Below are 19027 nucleotides of genomic sequence, written 5' to 3' on the forward strand. Positions count from 1 at the left end.
AATGCTGCGGTGCAGCATGTATGTTCTTCCCATGATCAAGGCCAAGGCCCGCCCCGGCCGCCACCAAGGAGACAGACAAATGGCTGACGCCCAGGACTTTACCAAGATGATGCAGGACATGATGTCGGCGTTCTCGATGGATCCGACCGCCATGCAGGACGCGTTCAAGACCCAGGCGACGCTCGCCGAGAAGATGTCGAAAGTTGCGCTCGAGGCCGCCGAGAAATCGACAGAGATCTCGGCCAAGTGGACCAAGGACACCATCACCAAGTTCGGTGATGTGGCCACCGTCAAAGACGAGCCGACCGATTACACCAAGGCCATGACCGATTTCGCCTCGGCCACCGCCGAGATGGCCGCCGAGAACATGGCCGCTTTTGCCGAGGTCGCCAAGAAGGTTCAGATGGAAACGGTCGAACTGATGCTGGCCGCCGGCAAGGACTTTTCCGAGGATGCGACCTCTGCCATGAAAAAGGCCACCACCGAGGCGACCAAGGCCGCCAAGAAGGCCACTGCCGTCTGATCGGCGGTCAGCCAAGAGTTTCCCGCGACTCCTCCTCCCTGTCGACGGGTTTCCTGGGCGGGCGCGTTGCGCCTGCCCTTTTTTTTTGCCAGCGCAGCGCGTAATGTTCATTTCACTGCATCTGCGGCAATGCCATGAGGAGGAACCGGCCTGTGACCGACGCGAAAAAGCCGCTGCTGATCAAGCGCTACGCCAGTCGTCGTCTCTACAACACCGAGACAAGCGATTACGTCACGCTTGAAGATATAGCGCGCGTGATCCGCGAGGGGCGCGAGGTGCAGATCGTCGACCTCAAGAGTGGCGATGACCTGACCCGCCAATACCTGTTGCAGATCATCGCCGAACACGAAAGCAAGGGCGAAAGCGTCCTGCCGATCAATGTGCTGACCGATCTTGTGCGCAGCTACACCACCTCGGCGCAAAGCGTGGTGCCGCAATTTCTTGCCGCCAGCTTCGAGATGCTGCGCGAGGGGCAGTCCAAGGTGATGGAAAACATGACTGCCATGAGCCCGATGGCTGCCATGCCCGGCTTTGAGGCGATGCGCGCGCAGCAAGAGGCCTTCATCAAGGCGATGACCGCGGGCTGGACCGGAGGCAATGCCGCACCCGCCCCGAAATCCGCCGAGGGCGCGGACGAGTTGAACGAGATCAAACGTCAGCTTGCCGAGTTGCAGAACAAGCTGTCCAGGATCAACGACTGACACCGGCCCGGCCGGACAGGGGGGAGCATGGCCCAGCCGTCCGGCCGTTTCACGCTCTGGGGGATAGAGGTCTTTGTCGCCGCTGTAGAAGAGGGCACGCTCTCGGCCGCGGCGCGCCGTCTTGGGGCGAGTGTCTCGGCGGTCTCGCAGCAGCTTTCGACACTCGAAGGCACACTCGGGGCGACCCTGATCGACCGGGGGACGCGGCCCATGATCACCACGCCCGCAGGCGAGATGTTCTTGCGCCGTGGTCGCGCCATCCTGTCCGAGGCCAGCCAGGCGCGAGCCGAGATCGCGGCGCGCGATCTCGCGGCGCTGCCACTGCTCCGACTGGGGATGATCGAGGATTTCGAATCGGACGTGACGCCGCGGCTCTTATCCGAAATGGGGGGGGAGCTGACGCGTAGCCATTTCCAGTTGGAAACCGGCCCCAGCCACCGTTTGCTGGGCCTTCTGGATACGCGCGCGCTGGATATCGTGGTCGCGGCAAGTACGGGCACGCCGCAGGACTGGATGGAGGTGCATCCGCTTTTGTCCGAACCATTCGTGGTTGCCGCGCCGCGGGGGCGGATCGACCCCGGCGGCGATGTCCTGGGGCAACTCATGGCGCTGCCTTTCGTGCATTACACGCCGCGTCACCAGATGGGGCGCCAGATAGCCGACCACCTTGCCGCGCAGGCCCTGCACCCGATTTGTCGGTACGAGTTGGACAGCTATAACGCGATCATCGCCATGGTGGCGCGCGGCGCGGGCTGGTCGATCCTGACGCCGCTGGGCTGGCTTCATGCACGGCGCTTTTTCGACGCGGTCGATATACTGGAACTGCCGCTTGCGCCGCTGTCGCGCCAGATCGCGTTGACCGCCCGCGCGGGCGTTCTGGACGACATGCCCGCCCGGATCGCCGGGCGGATCAGGTTGCTTTTGACCGAGATGGTGGTTGGCCCGGCGGTGGCGCGATTGCCATGGCTTGGCGGCGCGCTGAGGCTGCTTTGAACGGGCCGTTCAGCGTTGTCCGGCGAAATCCGCCTGCCACTGTGCGCGTTCCTCGTCGCTGATCTTGCGAAACAGGTTCTCGGGCACAGCAAAGGCGTGGCCGGAGGCCAGTCTTTCCAGCGCGGCGGTGACATCGGTCGGCCAATCCGCGTTTGCCATCTTCATCGCCTCCAGCATGGTCGCGCTGGCATCCGGGATGAAAGGGGCCGAAAGCGTCGCGTAGAATGGCACCAGGTTCAGGGCAAAGCGCACGATGGCGGCGGCGGCGGCGGGATCGTCCTTGTAAACGGCCCAGGGGGCGGCGGCTTGCAGGTATTCGTTACCCGCCACCCATATCGCGCGCAGTTCGGTTGCGGCCTTGCGGATCTCGATTGCCTCCATATGCGCCTGGTAGGCGGTCAGCCGCGTCCCGAGTTCCTCGATCACCGCCTGTTCACGCTCGCCCCAGGCGCCGCCCGCAGGCACCTCTTCGCCGAATTTCGAGCGGCAGAACTTGGTCACCCGGCTGACGAAATTGCCCAGCACATCGGCCAGGTCCTTGTTCACGGCTTGCTGGAAATTCTCCCACGTAAATTCACTATCCGAACTTTCGGGCGCGTGGGACAAAAGCCACCAGCGCCAGTAATCGGCTGGCAGGATCGCCAGCGCCTGATCCATGAAGACGCCGCGCCCCTGGCTGGTCGAGAACTGGCCGCCGTCGTAATTCAGGTAGTTGAACGACTTGATATAGTCGACCAGCTTCCAAGGATCGCGCGAGCCCATGATCGTCGCCGGGAAGCTGAGGGTGTGGAAGGGCACGTTGTCCTTTCCCATGAATTGCACATATCGAACATCCGCCGCACCCTCGTCGGTGCGCCACCAGCGCCGCCAGTCGGCCTCGGACTTGCCGTTGGCCTCCGCCCATTCGGCGGCGGCGGCGATATATTCGATGGGGGCGTCGAACCAGACGTAGAAGACCTTGCCTTCCATCCCCGGCCAGTCCTGATCGCCCTTCTTCACCGGGATGCCCCAATGCAGGTCGCGGGTGATGCCGCGATCCTGCAAACCGTCGCCGTCATTCAGCCATTTCTTGGCGATCGAGGTCGTCAGCACGGGCCAGTCGGTTTTCGAGTCGATCCACGCCTCCAGTTCGTCCCGCATCAGCGACTGGCGCAGGTACAGGTGCTTGGTCTCGCGCACCTCCAGGTCGGTGGACCCGGAAATCGCCGAGCGCGGATTGATCAGGTCGGTCGGGTCAAGCTGTTTCGTGCAGTTCTCGCACTGGTCGCCGCGGGCCTTGTCATAGCCGCAATTCGGGCAGGTGCCCTCGATATAGCGATCGGGCAGGAAGCGGTTGTCGGCCCTTGAATAGACCTGCTTTTCGGTGACTTCCTGTATGTAACCGTTTTCCGCCAGGCGGCCCGCGAAATATTGAGTCAGCCGATGGTTCTGTGGGCTGGACGAGCGGCCGAAATGATCGAACGACAGCCGGAACCCCCGCGCAAGGTCCGCCTGCACCTGATGCATCTCGGCGCAATAGACCTCGACCGGTTTCCCGGTCTTGGCGGCGGCCAGTTCGGCGGGGGTGCCATGTTCGTCGGTGGCGCACAAGAACATCACCTCGTGCCCCCGCGCGCGGGCATAACGGGCGTACAGATCGGCCGGCAACTGGCTGCCGACAAGGTTGCCCAGATGCTTGATCCCGTTGATGTAAGGGATCGCCGAGGTAATGAGGATACGTGCCATGATGCGGGTCTGCCTGTGCTTCGGGTCTGGCGCCTCGTTTAGCGCAGGGGGGGCGCGGATGAAAGCGCGCCGTTCGGGCCGTGCAGGGGCGACGCCTTGTGCTGGCATGGCGTGACGCCCTGGGGCGTTGCAAGCCTCGTGGTTAGGTCTGCCCCTTTGCGGCGATATCTTGGCTTTTCCACAACATATTGCGGGTTGTCCCCCGGCTGTTACAAAAATTCCGCTTTACAGCCTGTGGCTTTGCCCGCACGATATATTGTGAGGGCCCGTGGGGAGAGCCCCGGTCCTAGAGCTGGCACCAAAGCCTAGCGGGTTGGCACCCGCACCACGCTATAACCGAAGAGGCCGGGCATGTCGCTTTCCGAAGATTTCCTTCAAACCGAGGAATTGCACCCTATCGACATCGTCGAGCATCTGGCCGAGCACCGCGAATGGGAATTCGACCGTGTTGCCGATGACCAGATCGCCATGGCGGTCGAAGGGCAGTGGCGGACCTATTCGATCACGCTGGCCTGGTCGGCCTATGACGAGACGCTGAGGCTGATTTGCACCTTCGAGATGGAACCGCCCGAGGACAGGCTTGCCGCGCTTTACGAGACGCTGAACCTTGCAAATGACATGTGCTGGGGCGGCGGATTCACCTATTGGCGGGACCAGCGCCTGATGGTCTGGCGCTATGGGCTGATGCTGTCGGGCGGGCAGGTGGCCGCGCCCGAACAGATCGAGCGGCTGATCTCGACCGCGGTCTTGACGGCAGAGCGGTTCTACCCTGCCTTCCAACTTGTTGCCTGGGGCGACCAGGGGCCCCAACAGGCAATACAGGTCGCCATTGCAGAGGCTTACGGCCGCGCCTAACCTGCCCCCGGAGATGACAGGGGAACAGGTGATGGACATGGATGATCTCGCGGACCGGGGGCTGGTTCTGCTGGGCTGCGGCAAGATGGGTTCTGCGATGCTTGAGGGGTGGCTGGCCGGGGGGCTGCCCGCGCGATCGGTCTGGGTGATGGACCCGTACCCTTCGCAATGGCTCCGCGAGAGGGCTGTCGAGGGGCTGAACCTCAACGAATCCCTGCCCGACGCCCCGGCGATCGTGCTGTTGGCGGTCAAGCCGCAGATGATGGACGATGCCTTGCCGCAGGTGGTGGGGTTTGCCGATGGGCGCACCCTGTTTCTGTCGGTGGCGGCGGGCAAGACGCTTGGATACTACGCCGAACGGCTGGGCGACGCGGCTCCGGTCGTGCGCGCGATGCCGAATACGCCGGCTGCCGTGGGCCGGGGTATCACGGCGCTGATCGGCAATGATCGGGTCGATGAAGCAGGGCTGGCACTGGCCGAGAGGCTGCTTTCCGCGGTGGGCCAGACCGTGCGCTTGGAAGCCGAGGCTCAGATGGGCGCGGTCACGGCGATTTCCGGCTGCGGGCCTGCCTATGTTTTTCACCTGATCGAAACCATGGCTGCCGCCGGGGTGGCGCAGGGTTTGCCAGCCGATATGGCGATGCGGCTTGCCAAGGCGACGGTGGGCGGGGCCGGGCAACTGGCTGAACTGGCGGCCGAGGACCCGGCGCAGTTGCGCGTGAACGTCACCTCGCCGGGGGGGGTGACCGCCGCTGCGCTGACGGTGCTGATGGACCCGGACAAGGGCTTTCCGGCACTGCTGTCGCGGGCGGTAGACGCGGCAATGACCCGCGACAAGGAGTTGGGATCGTGAGCGCGATCAGCTTTGACGATTTCCTGAAGGTCGATATCCGGGTGGGCAGGATCACCCGCGCCGAGCCCTATCCCGAGGCGCGCAAGCCCGCGATCAAGCTGTGGGTCGATTTCGGCCCAGCGATCGGCGAAAAGAAAAGCTCGGCGCAGATCACGGCTCATTACACGCCAGGGGATTTGCTAGGCAAACGGGTGCTGGCGGTGGTCAATTTTCCGCCGCGCCAGATCGGCAGGTTCATATCCGAGGTTCTGGTTCTGGGTTTGCCCGATGCCGATGGCGAGGTTGTCCTGGCGACCCCGGACAAGGATGTGCCTTTGGGTGGGCGGATGTTCTGATGCGCCTTCTGATCACCCGCCCGCTGCCAGAGCGCGTGGTCGAGGCGGCAAGCGCGCTGGCCGAGGTCGAATTGCGCACAAGGACCCAACCACTTGACAGCTCCGAGTTGCGTCGTGCCCTGCGTGAATTCGACGTGGTTCTGCCGACGCTTGGTGACCGATTCTCGGCCGAGGTCTTTGCCGATATACCCGCGCCGCGCGCCGGTCTGCTGGCCAATTTCGGCGTCGGTTACAATCATATCGACGTGGGCGCGGCGCGGGCTGCCGGGGTTGCGGTGACCAACACGCCCGGCGCGGTGACCGACGCGACCGCCGATATCGCGGTTCTGCTGATGCTGATGAGCTGTCGGCGGGCCGGCGAGGGCGAGCGGCTGTTGCGTGCGGGCGGTTGGGGAGGCTGGCATCCGACGCAGATGCTGGGTCTGCATGTTACCGGCAAGCGGCTGGGTATCGTCGGCATGGGCAATATCGGGCAGGCCATCGCGCGGCGCTGTCATCATGGTTTCGGGATGCCGATCTCTTACGTCACGCGCACCCCGCCTGTCCTCGATATCCCGGCGCAGGCCTTTGACAGCCTGACCGGTCTGGCAGGGGCGGTGGACGTCCTGGTATGCTGTGTACCGGGGGGGACGGCGACCCGGCACCTGATCGGCGCAGAGGTCTTTGCCGCGATGCGTCCCCATGCCCATTTTGTCAATATTTCACGCGGCGACGTTGTGGATGAGGCGGCGCTGATCGCGGCGCTTCGGGCGGGCCGGATCGCGGGGGCGGGGCTGGATGTCTACGAGTTCGAACCCGAGGTCCCCGAGGCGCTGCGCGTCATGGAAAACGTCGCGCTGTTGCCGCATCTTGGGACCGCGGCGCTTGAGGTGCGCGAGGCGATGGGGTTGATGGCGGTCGACAATATCCGCGCCCACCTCGCCGGAAAGGCACTGCCGAACCCGGTCTGAACGACGTGGCGTCAACGGATGAAAGGGGGCAATCGAATGACCCAGATCGCGGCATTCATGGGGTTTGTCGCCATGGGAAGCGCGCTTGGCGGCATGGCGCGCTATGCCGTTTCGGGTCTTGTCGTCCGCCTGATCAGTGAGACCTTTCCCTGGGGCACGCTTGTCGTGAACGTGTCGGGGGCCTTCGCGGCCGGTTGCCTGGGGTGGTTGGTTGTGAACGGGCATCTTGCCGATTGGCCCGATCTGTGGCCCGTCGTGGTGACGGGGTTTCTTGGAAGTTACACAACGGTGTCGTCCTTCAGTCTGCAGACCCTCGCCTTGATGCGGGATGGCGAGTGGTGGCGGGCGGGGGGCAACGTGGTGCTGTCGCTTTCCCTGTGCTTGGGCGCGGCAGTGGCGGGCGGGTTGGCGGCGAGCGCGGCGGTCGGCCAATGACCACTGTGATATCCATCCGAGGACGCGAGCTGGCCGAGCGGCTGGCCATGTACCTGGCGATTGCAGCCGGGGCCGCAATCGGCGGGGTGCTGCGCGCGGGTCTCTCGATCGGGACCGTCGCCTGGCTGGGGCCGGGATTTCCCTGGGGAACACTGTTGGCCAATATCCTGGGGTCTTTTGCCATTGGCCTTTACGCCGCGTTGACCGGGCCCGATGGCCGTCTACTGGTCAGCGCGCGCCAGCGGCAATTCGTGATGACCGGGCTGTGCGGTGGTTTTACCACCTTTTCGCTCTTCAGCCTGGAAAATGTCACACTCCTTGGGGGAGGGGAATACCGCCTTGCGGCGTTCAACATCGGCGGATCGGTCCTGGCCTGGCTTGTCGCGGTCTGGGCAGGGTTTGCGCTGGGATCTCGCCACGGCAGATTGAGGCGCGGACCGGCAAGCGATCGCCACCAGGAAAGGACCTGAACCATGCAGATACCGTCGCGTGCGATCGCGCTGCGCATTTTCATCGGCGAAGACGACCGCGATGACGGTCGTCCGCTTTACGAGTCGATCGTGCTCAAGGCGCGCGAGATGCGGCTTGCCGGTGCCACCGTGCTGCGGGGACCGCTGGGTTATGGCCATTCCAGTCGCCTGCATAGCGCCAAGGTCCTGCGCCTGTCCGAGAATTTGCCCATGGTGATCGAGATCGTCGACAGTGAAGAGCGGATTGACGCCTTCCTGCCGGAACTTGATCGGCTGATGACAAGCGGTCTGATCACCATGGAAGCCGTTCGTGTTCTGCAATACGGCAAGACGCGCGGGGATAGGCCTGACTGAACGCGGGCCGATCTGTCTGATTTGACCGGTCGTCGAATAAATCGGCCGAATTCGCGGGTCAGAGCTTACTTCCCTGTGCAATTCATCCTAGATCGGTCCTGAATGCGCCACGAATGGCTGTGACTATGCAGGATGTAAGATGCTTCACGATCTGGCTCTTGTGGCCGCGGGCCTCGTTCTTCTTTTCCTCGGTGGCGAGGGGCTGGTGCGCGGCGCGGTCGCCATTGCCGAACGGCTGGGCATATCCAAGCTGCTGATCGGTCTCGTGATCGTCGGTTTCGGTACGTCGATGCCGGAACTCCTGGTTTCGGTCAACGCCGCCCTTGGTGGCGCATCCGAGATCGCGCTTGGAAATGTCGTGGGTTCCAACATTGCCAACGCCCTGCTGATCGTCGGCGTGGCCGCGGTCATTGCGCCGATCATCGGTTGGGAACGAACTGCGGTGCGCGAGGCGCTGGTGGCGACCGTCGTTGCGCTGGCGGCTTTTGCGCTGGTCAAGGGCGCGGTCATCACCCGGATCGAAGGGATCGCGATGCTGGTGGTTCTCGCCGGCTACCTGTTTTCCAGTTATTGGCTGGAAAAGCGTGACCGCGAGGCAAAGACGTTCCAGCACGAGGCCGAGGAATTCGAGGATATCCCCCTTACCCGACCGTGGCTTGCGCCGGTTCTCGCCGTGGCCGGCATCGGCGCGCTGGTCTTTGGGGCGGATATGCTTGTCGAGGGGTCGGTGAACATCGCGCGCGTATTCGGCGTGCCCGATGCGGTTATCGGTCTGTCGCTGGTGGCGATCGGCACCTCGCTGCCGGAACTGGCCACAGCGATAGTTGCCGCGATCCGGCGGCATTCCGACGTGATTCTGGGAAACGTGATCGGCTCGAACATCTTCAATATCCTGGCCATTCTGGGGGTCACGGTGGTGATCCAGCCCATCGAGGTCAGCGCGCGGTTTCGCGAGGTCGACGCGCCCGTCATGTTGACGTCGTCGCTCTTGCTGCTGGTGTTGCTGTTTGCCGCGAAAAGCATCGGGCGCGGCCTGGGCGTAATGATGTTGGCGATCTATGCCGGTTATATGGTCCTCTTGTTTTCAAACGGCATGACAGGCTGATCCGGGGGCGCGATCCCCGGCGGACGTTTCGCTTTGGTGCCACGCAGCGCCGGTTTCGCCTGTCAGCGTCGCCGTACCGGGTTCGACCAGGCACGCCGCCCCGCGCGGTGGAGCCATGTCCATCATCGCCCGGATATGGTCCCATTTCGCGCTGCCCATGGGGGCGCGGGCCTGCGCGATCGTGGCCTTGATCCCGAATTCCGCAAAGGCCCTGACGAACACGCCGATGGGCGCAAAAGAGCCAAAGTCAATCCTCGTGCCTGCCCAGTCAAAGACAGCGGCCTTGAATTTCCTCATCTCTGCCTCCTCAGCTTGCCAGTTTCTTGTGTTCTTCCAGTGCCGCGGCGGGCGGGGCCGCGCGATTGACGCCCATTTCCGCCAGAACCTCCCCGGCGGCGGCCACCACCCGGCGCATCACATGCACGTCCAGCTGCCCGATGCAGCCGATGCGGAAACTGTCCACCACCGTCAGTTTGCCCAGGTAAAGGATGAACCCCCGCGCCTTCATCGCGTCAGCCCCTAGCTTGATGCGCGGGGCCAGACACGCCCGCAGGATGTCGGAGACGAAATTCATGAACACGATCATGAAAGTCAGCAGCAGCATCGTGACGATCATTCCGACGAAGCGTTCAGCGGTGAACCGCAGCATGGGCCTTGTTCTTGCACTATCACATTGGGTGCGGTGTGGTCCGGGCGCGGAGGCGCCCGGAGCCTTGCGTCAGATGTGCGAGGGCGCGCTTACTGCTCCAGCCTCCACCGCTGCGGGCGGTAGGGGGAGGTCCAGTAGTAGTCGTAAGCCTTGGCCGGCAGCGCGGGCAGGGCCATTGCCATGCGGGCACAGCCGGAGAGGAGAAGAGCTTTCGTCATGGTGGGGCTCCGTGATACGAAACGACCCCCGCCTGTTGGCTATATTCTAGCTGTCGTCGCGGAACCGTTACCCTGTACGCAGGTCTTGGCAAGAAAGGCCTCGACTACGGCGACATGGGCCATGTGTTTTTGACAGACAACGAAATGGCGCGCGATCAGGCGGCCATCCGCAATACGCACAGGCACCAATTCGTCCGTCGCGGACAGTTCAGCGGCAAAGGCAACGCCCAGCCCGATCCCGGCGCGCACCATGGTCACGATTGATCGCCAGGGCCCCAGCGCCAGAACGGTATCGGGCTCGATCTGGGCCAGGTTTGCCGCGCGTTCGAAAATCTGGCGCGTCCCCGAGCCCTTTTCGCGCTGTATCAACGAAAACTGCGCAATTTCCGACCAATCCGCATGGCCTTTGATCGCGAGGGGATGATCGGGGCGGGCGACCAGAACCACGGGTGTTTTGACCAGCTTCATTCCCTGCATCCCGTCAGGCACTTCGCGGGCGGTGATGAAACCTATATCCAGCCGTCCGGCCTCTATCCCGCTCAGCACATCGGCAGAGGCCTTTGCGCGGGCTTCGATTTCTGTGCCGGGCTGAGCCTGCATGAACCGCCCGATCACCGGAATCGCAAGCTGGTAGGTCGAGTGGCAGATCCTCAAAGTCACGATCGCCAGGTCGCGTGCGGCGACAAGTTCGCGTTCCAGATCGGCACAAAGCACGCGCAACACGTGGATTCGGGGCGAAAGCGCCTCAAGCGCCGGATGGAATGCACATGACGGATAAACAGTATCGCGCGGGATTGCCGTTCCACCGCGGCGATGTGGTTTGAAATCGATGGCTGCGATACTTTCGAAGATTGGCCGCCGCCGAAGAGGTTCCCAACCGTACCACTGCCTCGAGTGCCCGCAACTGAGGAACGGTCAGTCCCTTCAGCGGGCTCTTTTTCATGGTGGCGTCATCGCCTCCTCAAGGCCCGGTATGCCCGCGCGGGCGAATGCTTGCCCGCCCTAGCGGCAATGTCGCGCGATTTCTCGGGTGTTGAGGGCGGTTTCGACCAGCAGGCAACGGTCGCGCGCCTCGTAGTAATAGCCGCGTGCGTACCAGTTTACGGCCTCGTCCATGTCGCCATCCGAAACGATCCACGCCCCGCGCAGGTATTTCACCGCGTAGCGCAGGTTCGTTTCGGCATCCAGCAGATCGCCTGGCTGTCCCTCGAATCCCATGCTTTGCGCGGTTTGCGGCAGGATCTGCATCAGCCCGTAATAGGGCCCGTTGCGTGCCTCTGGGCGATAGTCGCTTTCGCGCTGTATGACCTTGTGAACCAATGGGCGAGGCACATCGTGCAGGTCGGCGTACAGGTTGATAAGAGACCGCAATTGCGGCGTCTCGTTGGGATAAAGAGGGGCCTGGCGCGATGCCTGTTCGGGCGGTGTGCCGCCAGAACAGGCGCCAAGCGCGACACTCATGGCAGCACAGAACAGAGCGAGCCTGGCCATGTGGCTCTCCGGGTCGTTTTCCATCCCGATTTAACCCCGCCCGGAGGGCTGCAGGCAAGGCCTCCGGGCGGATTTGGCAAAATGCGGCCGAGCCCCTCGCGCACGGCACGGGGCGTGTCAGTCGGTTTCGGGTACCCTTCGCACCGCGCCCTGCGCCGCGCTGGTGGCCATCGCGGCATAGGCCTTCAGCGCCGATGTGACGCGACGTGTCCGCGGTTGGGCCGGTTTCCAGCCGGCGGCATCCTGCGCGGCGCGGCGCGCGGCAAGTTCCGCGTCGTCCACGGCCAGCCGGATCGCGCGGCCCGGAATATCGATCTCGATCCGGTCGCCCTCGCGCACCAGGCCGATGGTGCCACCATCCGCGGCCTCGGGCGAAACATGCCCGATCGACAGACCCGACGTGCCCCCCGAGAAGCGCCCGTCGGTGATCAGTGCGCAGGCTTTGCCCAGCCCCTTGGATTTGAGGTAGCTGGTGGGATACAGCATTTCCTGCATACCCGGCCCGCCTTTTGGACCCTCATAGCGGATCACCACCACGTCGCCGGCCTGCACCTTACCGGTCAGGATCGCGCTGACCGCGGCATCTTGGCTTTCGAAAACGCGGGCGGGTCCGGTAAAGACCAGGATGCTCTCATCCACGCCCGCCGTTTTCACGATGCAGCCATCGGGGGCAAGGTTGCCCGACAGCACCGCCAGCCCGCCATCGGGCGAAAACGCATGTTCGACGTCGCGGATCACGCCAGTTGCGCGGTCGGTATCCAGGCTGTCCCACCGCCGGTCGGTGCTGAATGCCGTCTGGGTCGGCACGCCCCCCGGCGCGGCGCGGAAAAAGGTTTCCACCTCGTCGTCAATGCCCCGGCTGATGTCCCAGGCGTCGATGGCCGCGCCCAGCGTGGGGGAATGGATCGTGGGAACGGTGCGGTCCAGCAGCCCCGCCGCATCCAGCCGGCCAAGGATCGCCATGATCCCGCCGGCGCGGTGGACGTCCTCCATATGCACATCGTTCTTGGCAGGGGCGACCTTGCACAGTACCGGCACCCTGCGCGACAGCGCATCCACGTCCTCCATGGTGAAATCGACCTCGCCCTCATGGGCGGCGGCGAGGATGTGCAGAACGGTGTTCGACGAGCCCCCCATCGCGATATCCAGTGTCATCGCGTTCAGAAAGGCCGCGCGCGTGGCGATGCCCCGCGGCGTGGCGGTTGCGTCATCGCCCTCGTAATAGCGTTTCGCCAGTTCGACGACGCGGTGACCGGCCTCTTCGAACAGGCGGCGGCGGTCGGCATGGGTGGCCAGGACAGACCCGTTACCCGGCAGCGACAGGCCCAGAGCCTCGGTCAGGCAGTTCATCGAGTTGGCGGTGAACATGCCAGAGCACGACCCGCAGGTCGGGCAGGCCGAGCGTTCTATCGCCTGCACCTCCTCGTCGCTGATCCGGTCGTCGGCGGCGGCAACCATCGCGTCCACCAGGTCCAGTGCCTGGGTCTTGCCGTTCAGTACGACCTTGCCGGCCTCCATCGGGCCGCCGGACACGAAAACGGCCGGGATGTTCAGGCGCATCGCCGCCATCAGCATACCCGGCGTGATCTTGTCGCAATTCGAGATGCAGACCATCGCGTCGGCGCAATGGGCGTTGACCATGTATTCCACGCTGTCGGCGATCAACTCGCGAGAGGGCAGGGAATAAAGCATCCCGTCATGGCCCATCGCGATGCCGTCATCCACGGCGATGGTGTTGAATTCCTTGGCGACCCCGCCGGCCTTTTCGATCTCGCGGGCGACCAGTTGGCCCATGTCCTTCAGGTGCACATGGCCCGGCACGAACTGGGTGAAGGAGTTGACCACCGCGATGATGGGCTTGTTGAAATCCGCATCCGTCATGCCGGTTGCACGCCACAGGCCGCGGGCGCCGGCCATGTTGCGGCCATGGGTAGAGGTGCGGGAACGGAGGGCTGGCATGGGGCATGTCCTTTGCTGACGGCTTTGAGGGGAAATCGCAGGTTGGCGCGGAAAAATCAATCTCTGGCAAGATCGTTGCGCGGGTCGTGCCGCGCGGGACCGATCATGTTGCGCGGCGTGTCGTGGCCAGGTCGCGGGCGATGTCGCGCACGGCCTCGGCGATGCGCTGAAAGCGGCTGGCCAGCGGGCTTGCCTGACGCCATACCAGACCGATGGTGCGTTCGGGGCGCGGTGCGTCGAACCGGGCGACCGCGACATCGGCCGAGCGCGTCTCGACCGGGACGGCCATTTCCGGGATCAAGGTCACCCCCATGCCCGCCCCCACCATCTGCACGAGGGTCGACAGTGAACTGCCGTCCATCAATTCACGCGGGCGTGCGGAGGGGGCTGTGCAAAACGACAACGCCTGGTCGCGAAAGCAATGCCCCTCTTCCAGCAACAACAGGCGCATCCGATGCAGGCTGTCGGCCCTCGGCACCGGCAGGTCTGCCTCGGCCGCGGGCCGGACAAGAACGAATTCCTCGGTAAAGAGCGGCACTTCGGTCAGTGCCGGTTCGGAGACGGGCAGGGCGACGATCGCGGCGTCAAGCCGGCCTTCGTCCAGTTCCCGCAACAGCCGGGGCGTAACGGTTTCCCGCACCCTCAGGTCAAGACCGGGATAGTCGCGCATCAGGCGCCCGATCACCGCCGGCAACAGGTAGGGTGCAATGGTCGGGATAACGCCCAGCCTCAGCCGGCCGGTCAACTCGCCTTGCGCGGCGCGCGCCATGGCTTGCAGGTCGTCGACCGCACGCAGGATGGTGCGGGCCTGCGCACGCACCTCTTCGCCAAAGCCGGTCAGCCGCACATGGCGCGGGCCTCGTTCGAAAAGCGGCGTGCCGAGGATCGTCTCAAGTTCCTTGATCTGCATCGAAAGCGCCGGCTGCGAAATCGCGCAGGTCTCTGCGGCATGGCCGAAATGGTTGTGCCGGGCGACCGCCTCGAAATAGCGGAGCTGTTTCAGCGTCGGAGAGGGCATAAGTGTTTCTTTCAAAATGCGATCAGATAGGCAAGTTTTTCTGACTCCGGGGTTATTGCCCCGGCCGGATGCCGCCGCCGATGCCCTCGGTGATCCTTTGCGCGGCGCGGACGACCTCGCGGGCGAGTTCAGGCAGGCCATCCTCGGGAAGGCGCAGCGCGGGGCCGGAAACCGATACGCCGGCCACGGCCTCGCCATGCATGTCGAAAATCGGCGCAGCGACGCATCGCATGCCGTCGTTTTTCTCTTCGGAATCAATTGAATATCCGCGTGCGCGCGTTTCAGCGAGATCCCTGGACAAGGCTTGCGGATCGGTCAGCGTGGTGGCGGTGAACCGGTCCAGCCCGTGACGCCTGACGACGGCCTCGACCCGGCGGGGCGGCATCTGTGCCAGCAATGCCTTGCCTATTCCCGAACAATGCATGGGCGACAGCGTGCCCGGCGGAAAAAACGCGCGGATCGCGGCATGGGTCTCGACCTGGCTGACAAAGAGAACCTGCCCGTCACGCTCGACGCCGAGATTCGCAGTCTCTCCAGTGGCCTCCATCAGTGCACGCAGTGCGGGGCGGGCGCGTTCGGCCAAAGAGGACCGACGCAAAAAGCGCGAACCGATCAGGAAGGCGCCCGCGCCAATATTCCAGGTCTGGCTGTCAGGGTCGAAATCAACCATCCCCCGCGCCTCGAAGGTGAACAGCACCCGGTAAACAGAGGCGGGCGGCTGGTTCAATGCCGTGGCAAGCTCCGAAAGCGTGCTGGCACCCATCTCGCCCAACCGCTCCAGCACCTCTATGCCACGGTCGAGCGACTTGATCACGTTCTGCCCGCTGGTGTCGGACCAGGCGCGAGGGCGGCCGCGCGCGCGACGGTCGGAGGAGCGTGCGTCGGATGTTTCAGCCATTGGTGTCCTGATGTGAAAATGTTTTTCATAATGTGAAAAAAGCAACGGCTTGATGCAACGAGTTTTTCTGTTCCTATCCATTTTTGAAAAACGTTTTCAAAAAAATTGAGGTCACCGGGGCCTGCCGCTAGCCTCTGGATCGAAGTTTGACGCGTCGCCGCAGTGGCGCCGCGCAGGAGGCAGCGAGATGAAGGACATGGTGACGCCGACGATGCCGGTTTTCGAAGACATGCTTGCGGCGCATGACCGGATCGCGCCCCATATCCACCGAACGCCGGTCTTGACCTCGGCCTACCTGAACGGCCTGAGCGGGGCCGAGCTGTTCTTCAAGTGCGAGAATTTCCAGAAAGCGGGTGCATTCAAGGTGCGCGGGGCCTGCAACGCGGTGTTCGGTCTGGATAACGAGACGGCGAGGAGGGGCGTGGCGACCCACAGTTCGGGCAATCACGCGCTGTCGCTGTCCTACGCGGCCGGCCGGCGCGGTATCCCCTGCCACGTGGTGATGCCGCGCACGGCCCCGCAGGCGAAAAAGGATGCGGTCCGAGGCTATGGCGGACTCATCACCGAATGCGAGCCCTCGACCAGTTCGCGCGAGGCGGTCTTTGCCGAGGTGCAGGCCGCGACCGGCGCGGAATTCGTTCACCCCTATGACGACCCGCGGGTGATCGCAGGGCAGGGAACCTGTTCGCGCGAGTTGATCGAACAGACTGGCGGTCTGGACGCGGTGATCGCCCCCATCGGTGGGGGTGGCATGGTGTCGGGCTGTTGCCTGACCTTGTCGCGGCTTGGGCCCGGTACGCTGATTTTCGCGGCCGAGCCGGAACAGGCCGATGACGCCTGTCGCAGCCTGCGCGCGGGCCGCATCATCGCCGATGATGCCCCCGAGACCGTGGCCGACGGGCTAAAGGTGCCGCTCAAGGACAATACCTGGCATTTCGTGTCGCGCCACGTGACCGACATCCTGACCGCTTCGGAACAGGAGATCGTCGAGGCCATGCGTCTGGCCTGGCAGCGGATGAAGATCGTGATCGAGCCGAGCAGCGCCGTGGCCCTGGCCGCGATCCTGAAAAACCCCGAAATCTTCCGCGGCAAGCGTGTCGGTGTGATCGTCACTGGCGGCAACGTGGATCTCGACCGCCTGCCCTGGAGCGCAGGCTGAGCCCCGAGAAGGAGGACGAAGCATGAAAGATCTCAACCGGCTAGACACCCTCGACGTGGGCTATGACGTGCCTGCACTGCCCGGCATGGACGAGGCCGACATCCAGACGCCCTGCCTTGTGCTGGATCTTGATGCCCTTGAACGCAACATTCGCAAAATGGGCGATTATGCCCGCGCCCACGGCATGCGTCACCGGGTGCATGGCAAGATGCACAAGTCGGTCGATGTGGCGCGGCTCCAGATCGAGATGGGCGGTGCCTGCGGCCTGTGTTGCCAGAAGGTCAGCGAGGCCGAGGTCTTTGCCCGTGGCGGTATCCGGGATATTCTGATCTCGAACCAGGTGCGCGACCTGGTCAAGATCGACCGTTTGGCGCGCCTGCCGTTACTGGGCGCGCGCACGATCGTTTGTGTCGACGACCTCGACAACATCCCTGACCTGTCGGCCGCCGCGAAGCGGCATGGTACCGTGATCGAATGCCTGGTCGAGATCGACTGCGGTGCGGGCCGCTGTGGTGTCACGACGACGCGAGATGTGGTCGAGATCGCCCGCGCCATCAATGCCGCGCCGGCGCTGACATTCGCGGGCCTACAGGCCTACCAGGGGGCGATGCAGCACCTGGACCTTTACGAGGACCGCAAGGCGAAGATCGACATCGCGGTGGGGATGGTTCGAGAGGCGGTCGAGGCATTGAAGGCCGAGGGGCTGGACTGCGCCATAGTGGGCGGCGGTGGCACTGGCAGCTATCAGTTCGAAACAGCCTCGGGTGTCTACAACGAGCTGCAATGCGGGTCCTATGCTTTCATGGATGCCGATTACGGGCGCATCCTGGACAGGAACGGTGTGCGCATCGACCGGGGCGAATGGGAAAACGCGCTGTTCATCCTGGCCGGGGTTATGAGCCATGCCAAGCCTGACAAGGCCATCGTCGATGCGGGCCTCAAGGCGCAGTCGGTCGATAGCGGTTTGCCGGTCGTGCATGGCCGCGACGACGTGGCCTATGTGAAATGTTCGGACGAGCACGGGGTCGTGTCCGATCCGGAGGGCCGTCTCAAGGTGGGTGACAAGCTCAGACTGGTGCCCGGCCACTGCGACCCGACCTGTAATCTTCATGACTGGTATGTCGGTCTGCGTGGCGGCAAGGTCGAAGCACTCTGGCCCGTTTCGGCCCGCGGCAAAGCCTATTGAGGAAAGCCGCCCATCGGGCGGCTGCCTCCGGCGGGGATATTTCGCCCAAAGCAGGACGGCGCGGGCGCACATTTGTCCGCTTTGGGAGATGACGACAAGGAGGGACGGGGATGATCATCGTGCCCGAGAGCGAGATTGCCGCGCTGATCTCGGCGCAGGACTGTTTCGAGGCCGTGGAAGCGGTCCTTGCCGCGATGGCGCGCGACCAGGCCGTCAATTTCCCGGTCATACGCGAGGCGCTCGGGCATGCGGATGCGCTTTACGGGTTCAAATCGGGTTTTGACCGCGAGGCGGCGGTTCTGGGCGTGAAATCAGGTGGCTACTGGCCGGCAAACGCGGCAAGGGGGGTGGCCAACCACCAGTCCACCGTGTTGCTGTTCGATCCCGATACCGGACGGCCGCGCGCGCTGGTCGGAGGCAACCTGTTGACCGCGCTACGCACGGCCGCCGCTGCCGCAGTCTCCATCCGCCACCTGGCGCGCGCCGATGCGCGGGTTCTGGGGATCATCGGTGCGGGCCACCAGGCCCCGTTCCAGTTGCGCGCGGCGGCGGCTCAACACCCCTTTGAAAGAGTTGTCGCCTGGAACCGCACGCCGGAACGTTTGCAGGGACTGGCGGAGATCGCTGCCGAGCTTGGGCTGCCCTTCGAGGTGGTGTCACTGGAACGGCTGGGCGCGGAGGCGGAGGTGATCGTCACGATCACCTCGAGCTTTGCCGCGATCCTGCGCGATGCGCATTTGCGTGCGGGCACGCACATCGCCTGTATGGGGACCGATACACGGGGCAAACAGGAATTGGAACCCGAGATCCTGGCCCGCGCGCGTGTCTTTACCGACGAGATCGCCCAGTCCATCAGCATCGGCGAGGCGCAACATGCCGTGGCGCATGGGATGATCGGGCCGGCAGACATTACCGCGATCGGCGCGGTCATCACCGGGGGGCATCCGGGGCGATGCGTGCAAGACGAGATCACGCTGTTCGACGGAACGGGGATCGCGTTGCAGGATCTTGCGGTTGCGAGCCGCGTTGCCAGGCTCGCACGTGAGAGGGGGGTGGCGCAGCAGGTGGGTGTCTAGGTGGCGGGCCGCTGTCCATGGGCCGCAAGCGAGCGTCGCAAGACGATTCTGTCGGAAGTGGCACCTTGTTTGCG

At 64.1% G+C, this 19027-nt stretch carries 23 protein-coding genes; 14 read left to right on the forward strand and 9 right to left on the reverse strand.

The features are described from left to right. Positions 1-79 precede the first annotated feature (79 nt). From EV663_RS01250 to EV663_RS01260, 3 genes are all read left to right on the forward strand, one after another. Positions 80-523: a phasin family protein gene (locus EV663_RS01250; protein WP_132949945.1), complete on the forward strand. Its 444-nt coding sequence runs from the start codon at positions 80-82 to the stop codon at positions 521-523. 152 nt (positions 524-675) lie between these two features. Beyond that, the gene (phaR, locus tag EV663_RS01255; protein WP_132949946.1) at positions 676-1224 is read left to right on the forward strand and encodes a polyhydroxyalkanoate synthesis repressor PhaR; all 549 of its coding nucleotides are present in this window, start codon (positions 676-678) and stop codon (positions 1222-1224) included. A 27-nt stretch (positions 1225-1251) separates the two neighbouring features. Then, a complete protein-coding gene (locus EV663_RS01260) occupies positions 1252-2217 on the forward strand; it encodes a LysR family transcriptional regulator (RefSeq protein WP_132949947.1) in 966 nt (321 codons plus the stop codon). A 9-nt stretch (positions 2218-2226) separates the two neighbouring features. Here the strand turns inward: EV663_RS01260 and metG are convergent, their stop codons facing one another. Further along, the gene (metG, locus tag EV663_RS01265) at positions 2227-3942 is read right to left on the reverse strand and encodes a methionine--tRNA ligase (RefSeq protein WP_132949948.1); all 1716 of its coding nucleotides are present in this window, start codon (positions 3940-3942) and stop codon (positions 2227-2229) included. A 351-nt stretch (positions 3943-4293) separates the two neighbouring features. On the opposite strand from metG, the gene EV663_RS01270 reads away from it, so the two are divergent. The 8 genes from EV663_RS01270 to EV663_RS01305 all read left to right on the forward strand — a co-directional run bounded on the left by EV663_RS01270 (position 4294) and on the right by EV663_RS01305 (position 9299). Beyond that, entirely contained in the window at positions 4294-4797 is a 504-nt protein-coding gene (locus tag EV663_RS01270; protein ID WP_132949949.1) for a type III secretion system chaperone family protein, read from the forward strand. Between the two features lie 31 nt (positions 4798-4828). After that, a complete protein-coding gene (gene proC, locus EV663_RS01275) occupies positions 4829-5650 on the forward strand; it encodes a pyrroline-5-carboxylate reductase (protein WP_132950397.1) in 822 nt (273 codons plus the stop codon). Further along, a complete protein-coding gene (locus EV663_RS01280) occupies positions 5647-5985 on the forward strand; it encodes a tRNA-binding protein (protein WP_132949950.1) in 339 nt (112 codons plus the stop codon). Before proC ends, EV663_RS01280 begins: the two co-directional genes overlap by 4 nt. Next, on the forward strand, positions 5985-6935 hold the full coding sequence (locus EV663_RS01285) for a 2-hydroxyacid dehydrogenase (RefSeq protein ID WP_132949951.1): 951 nt from the start codon (positions 5985-5987) through the stop codon (positions 6933-6935). Before EV663_RS01280 ends, EV663_RS01285 begins: the two co-directional genes overlap by 1 nt. Positions 6936-6971: 36 nt before the next feature. Continuing rightward, positions 6972-7370, forward strand: a complete 399-nt coding sequence (gene crcB, locus EV663_RS01290) for a fluoride efflux transporter CrcB (protein WP_132949952.1) — start codon at positions 6972-6974, stop codon at positions 7368-7370. Beyond that, positions 7367-7840 (forward strand): fluoride efflux transporter FluC, encoded by a 474-nt coding sequence (locus tag EV663_RS01295; protein ID WP_132949953.1) that lies wholly within the window; start codon positions 7367-7369, stop codon positions 7838-7840. Before crcB ends, EV663_RS01295 begins: the two co-directional genes overlap by 4 nt. A gap of 3 nt (positions 7841-7843) precedes the next feature. Then, complete coding sequence (locus EV663_RS01300; RefSeq protein ID WP_132949954.1) at positions 7844-8194, forward strand: DUF190 domain-containing protein; 351 nt, start codon at positions 7844-7846, stop codon at positions 8192-8194. A 139-nt stretch (positions 8195-8333) separates the two neighbouring features. Next, complete coding sequence (locus EV663_RS01305; protein ID WP_132949955.1) at positions 8334-9299, forward strand: calcium/sodium antiporter; 966 nt, start codon at positions 8334-8336, stop codon at positions 9297-9299. Here EV663_RS01305 and EV663_RS15785 read toward each other — a convergent pair. The 8 genes from EV663_RS15785 to bhcR form a co-directional block, all read right to left on the reverse strand. Next, the gene (locus tag EV663_RS15785; protein ID WP_243697844.1) at positions 9279-9596 is read right to left on the reverse strand and encodes a hypothetical protein; all 318 of its coding nucleotides are present in this window, start codon (positions 9594-9596) and stop codon (positions 9279-9281) included. The genes EV663_RS01305 and EV663_RS15785 overlap by 21 nt on opposite strands. A gap of 10 nt (positions 9597-9606) precedes the next feature. After that, the gene (locus EV663_RS15790; RefSeq protein WP_243697845.1) at positions 9607-9948 is read right to left on the reverse strand and encodes a hypothetical protein; all 342 of its coding nucleotides are present in this window, start codon (positions 9946-9948) and stop codon (positions 9607-9609) included. 89 nt (positions 9949-10037) lie between these two features. After that, positions 10038-10166 (reverse strand): hypothetical protein, encoded by a 129-nt coding sequence (locus tag EV663_RS15940; RefSeq protein ID WP_279432532.1) that lies wholly within the window; start codon positions 10164-10166, stop codon positions 10038-10040. A 39-nt stretch (positions 10167-10205) separates the two neighbouring features. Further along, positions 10206-10889: a substrate-binding domain-containing protein gene (locus tag EV663_RS01320; RefSeq protein WP_132949956.1), complete on the reverse strand. Its 684-nt coding sequence runs from the start codon at positions 10887-10889 to the stop codon at positions 10206-10208. A 279-nt stretch (positions 10890-11168) separates the two neighbouring features. Continuing rightward, entirely contained in the window at positions 11169-11657 is a 489-nt protein-coding gene (locus EV663_RS01325; RefSeq protein WP_132949957.1) for a lytic transglycosylase domain-containing protein, read from the reverse strand. Between the two features lie 117 nt (positions 11658-11774). Continuing rightward, positions 11775-13616: a dihydroxy-acid dehydratase gene (gene ilvD / locus EV663_RS01330; RefSeq protein ID WP_132949958.1), complete on the reverse strand. Its 1842-nt coding sequence runs from the start codon at positions 13614-13616 to the stop codon at positions 11775-11777. Positions 13617-13719: 103 nt separating this feature from the next. Continuing rightward, positions 13720-14634 (reverse strand): LysR substrate-binding domain-containing protein, encoded by a 915-nt coding sequence (locus tag EV663_RS01335; RefSeq protein ID WP_132949959.1) that lies wholly within the window; start codon positions 14632-14634, stop codon positions 13720-13722. 52 nt (positions 14635-14686) lie between these two features. Beyond that, a complete protein-coding gene (bhcR, locus tag EV663_RS01340; RefSeq protein WP_132949960.1) occupies positions 14687-15532 on the reverse strand; it encodes an HTH-type transcriptional regulator BhcR in 846 nt (281 codons plus the stop codon). A gap of 187 nt (positions 15533-15719) precedes the next feature. On the opposite strand from bhcR, the gene bhcB reads away from it, so the two are divergent. From bhcB to bhcD, 3 genes are all read left to right on the forward strand, one after another. Beyond that, on the forward strand, positions 15720-16691 hold the full coding sequence (bhcB, locus tag EV663_RS01345) for a beta-hydroxyaspartate dehydratase BhcB (RefSeq protein WP_132949961.1): 972 nt from the start codon (positions 15720-15722) through the stop codon (positions 16689-16691). A 22-nt stretch (positions 16692-16713) separates the two neighbouring features. Further along, positions 16714-17877, forward strand: a complete 1164-nt coding sequence (bhcC, locus tag EV663_RS01350; RefSeq protein WP_132949962.1) for a 3-hydroxy-D-aspartate aldolase BhcC — start codon at positions 16714-16716, stop codon at positions 17875-17877. Positions 17878-17987: 110 nt separating this feature from the next. After that, on the forward strand, positions 17988-18953 hold the full coding sequence (gene bhcD, locus EV663_RS01355) for an iminosuccinate reductase BhcD (protein WP_132949963.1): 966 nt from the start codon (positions 17988-17990) through the stop codon (positions 18951-18953). Positions 18954-19027 lie beyond the last annotated feature (74 nt).

This window comes from Rhodovulum bhavnagarense, from assembly GCF_004343505.1.
GTDB lineage: Bacteria > Pseudomonadota > Alphaproteobacteria > Rhodobacterales > Rhodobacteraceae > Rhodovulum > Rhodovulum bhavnagarense.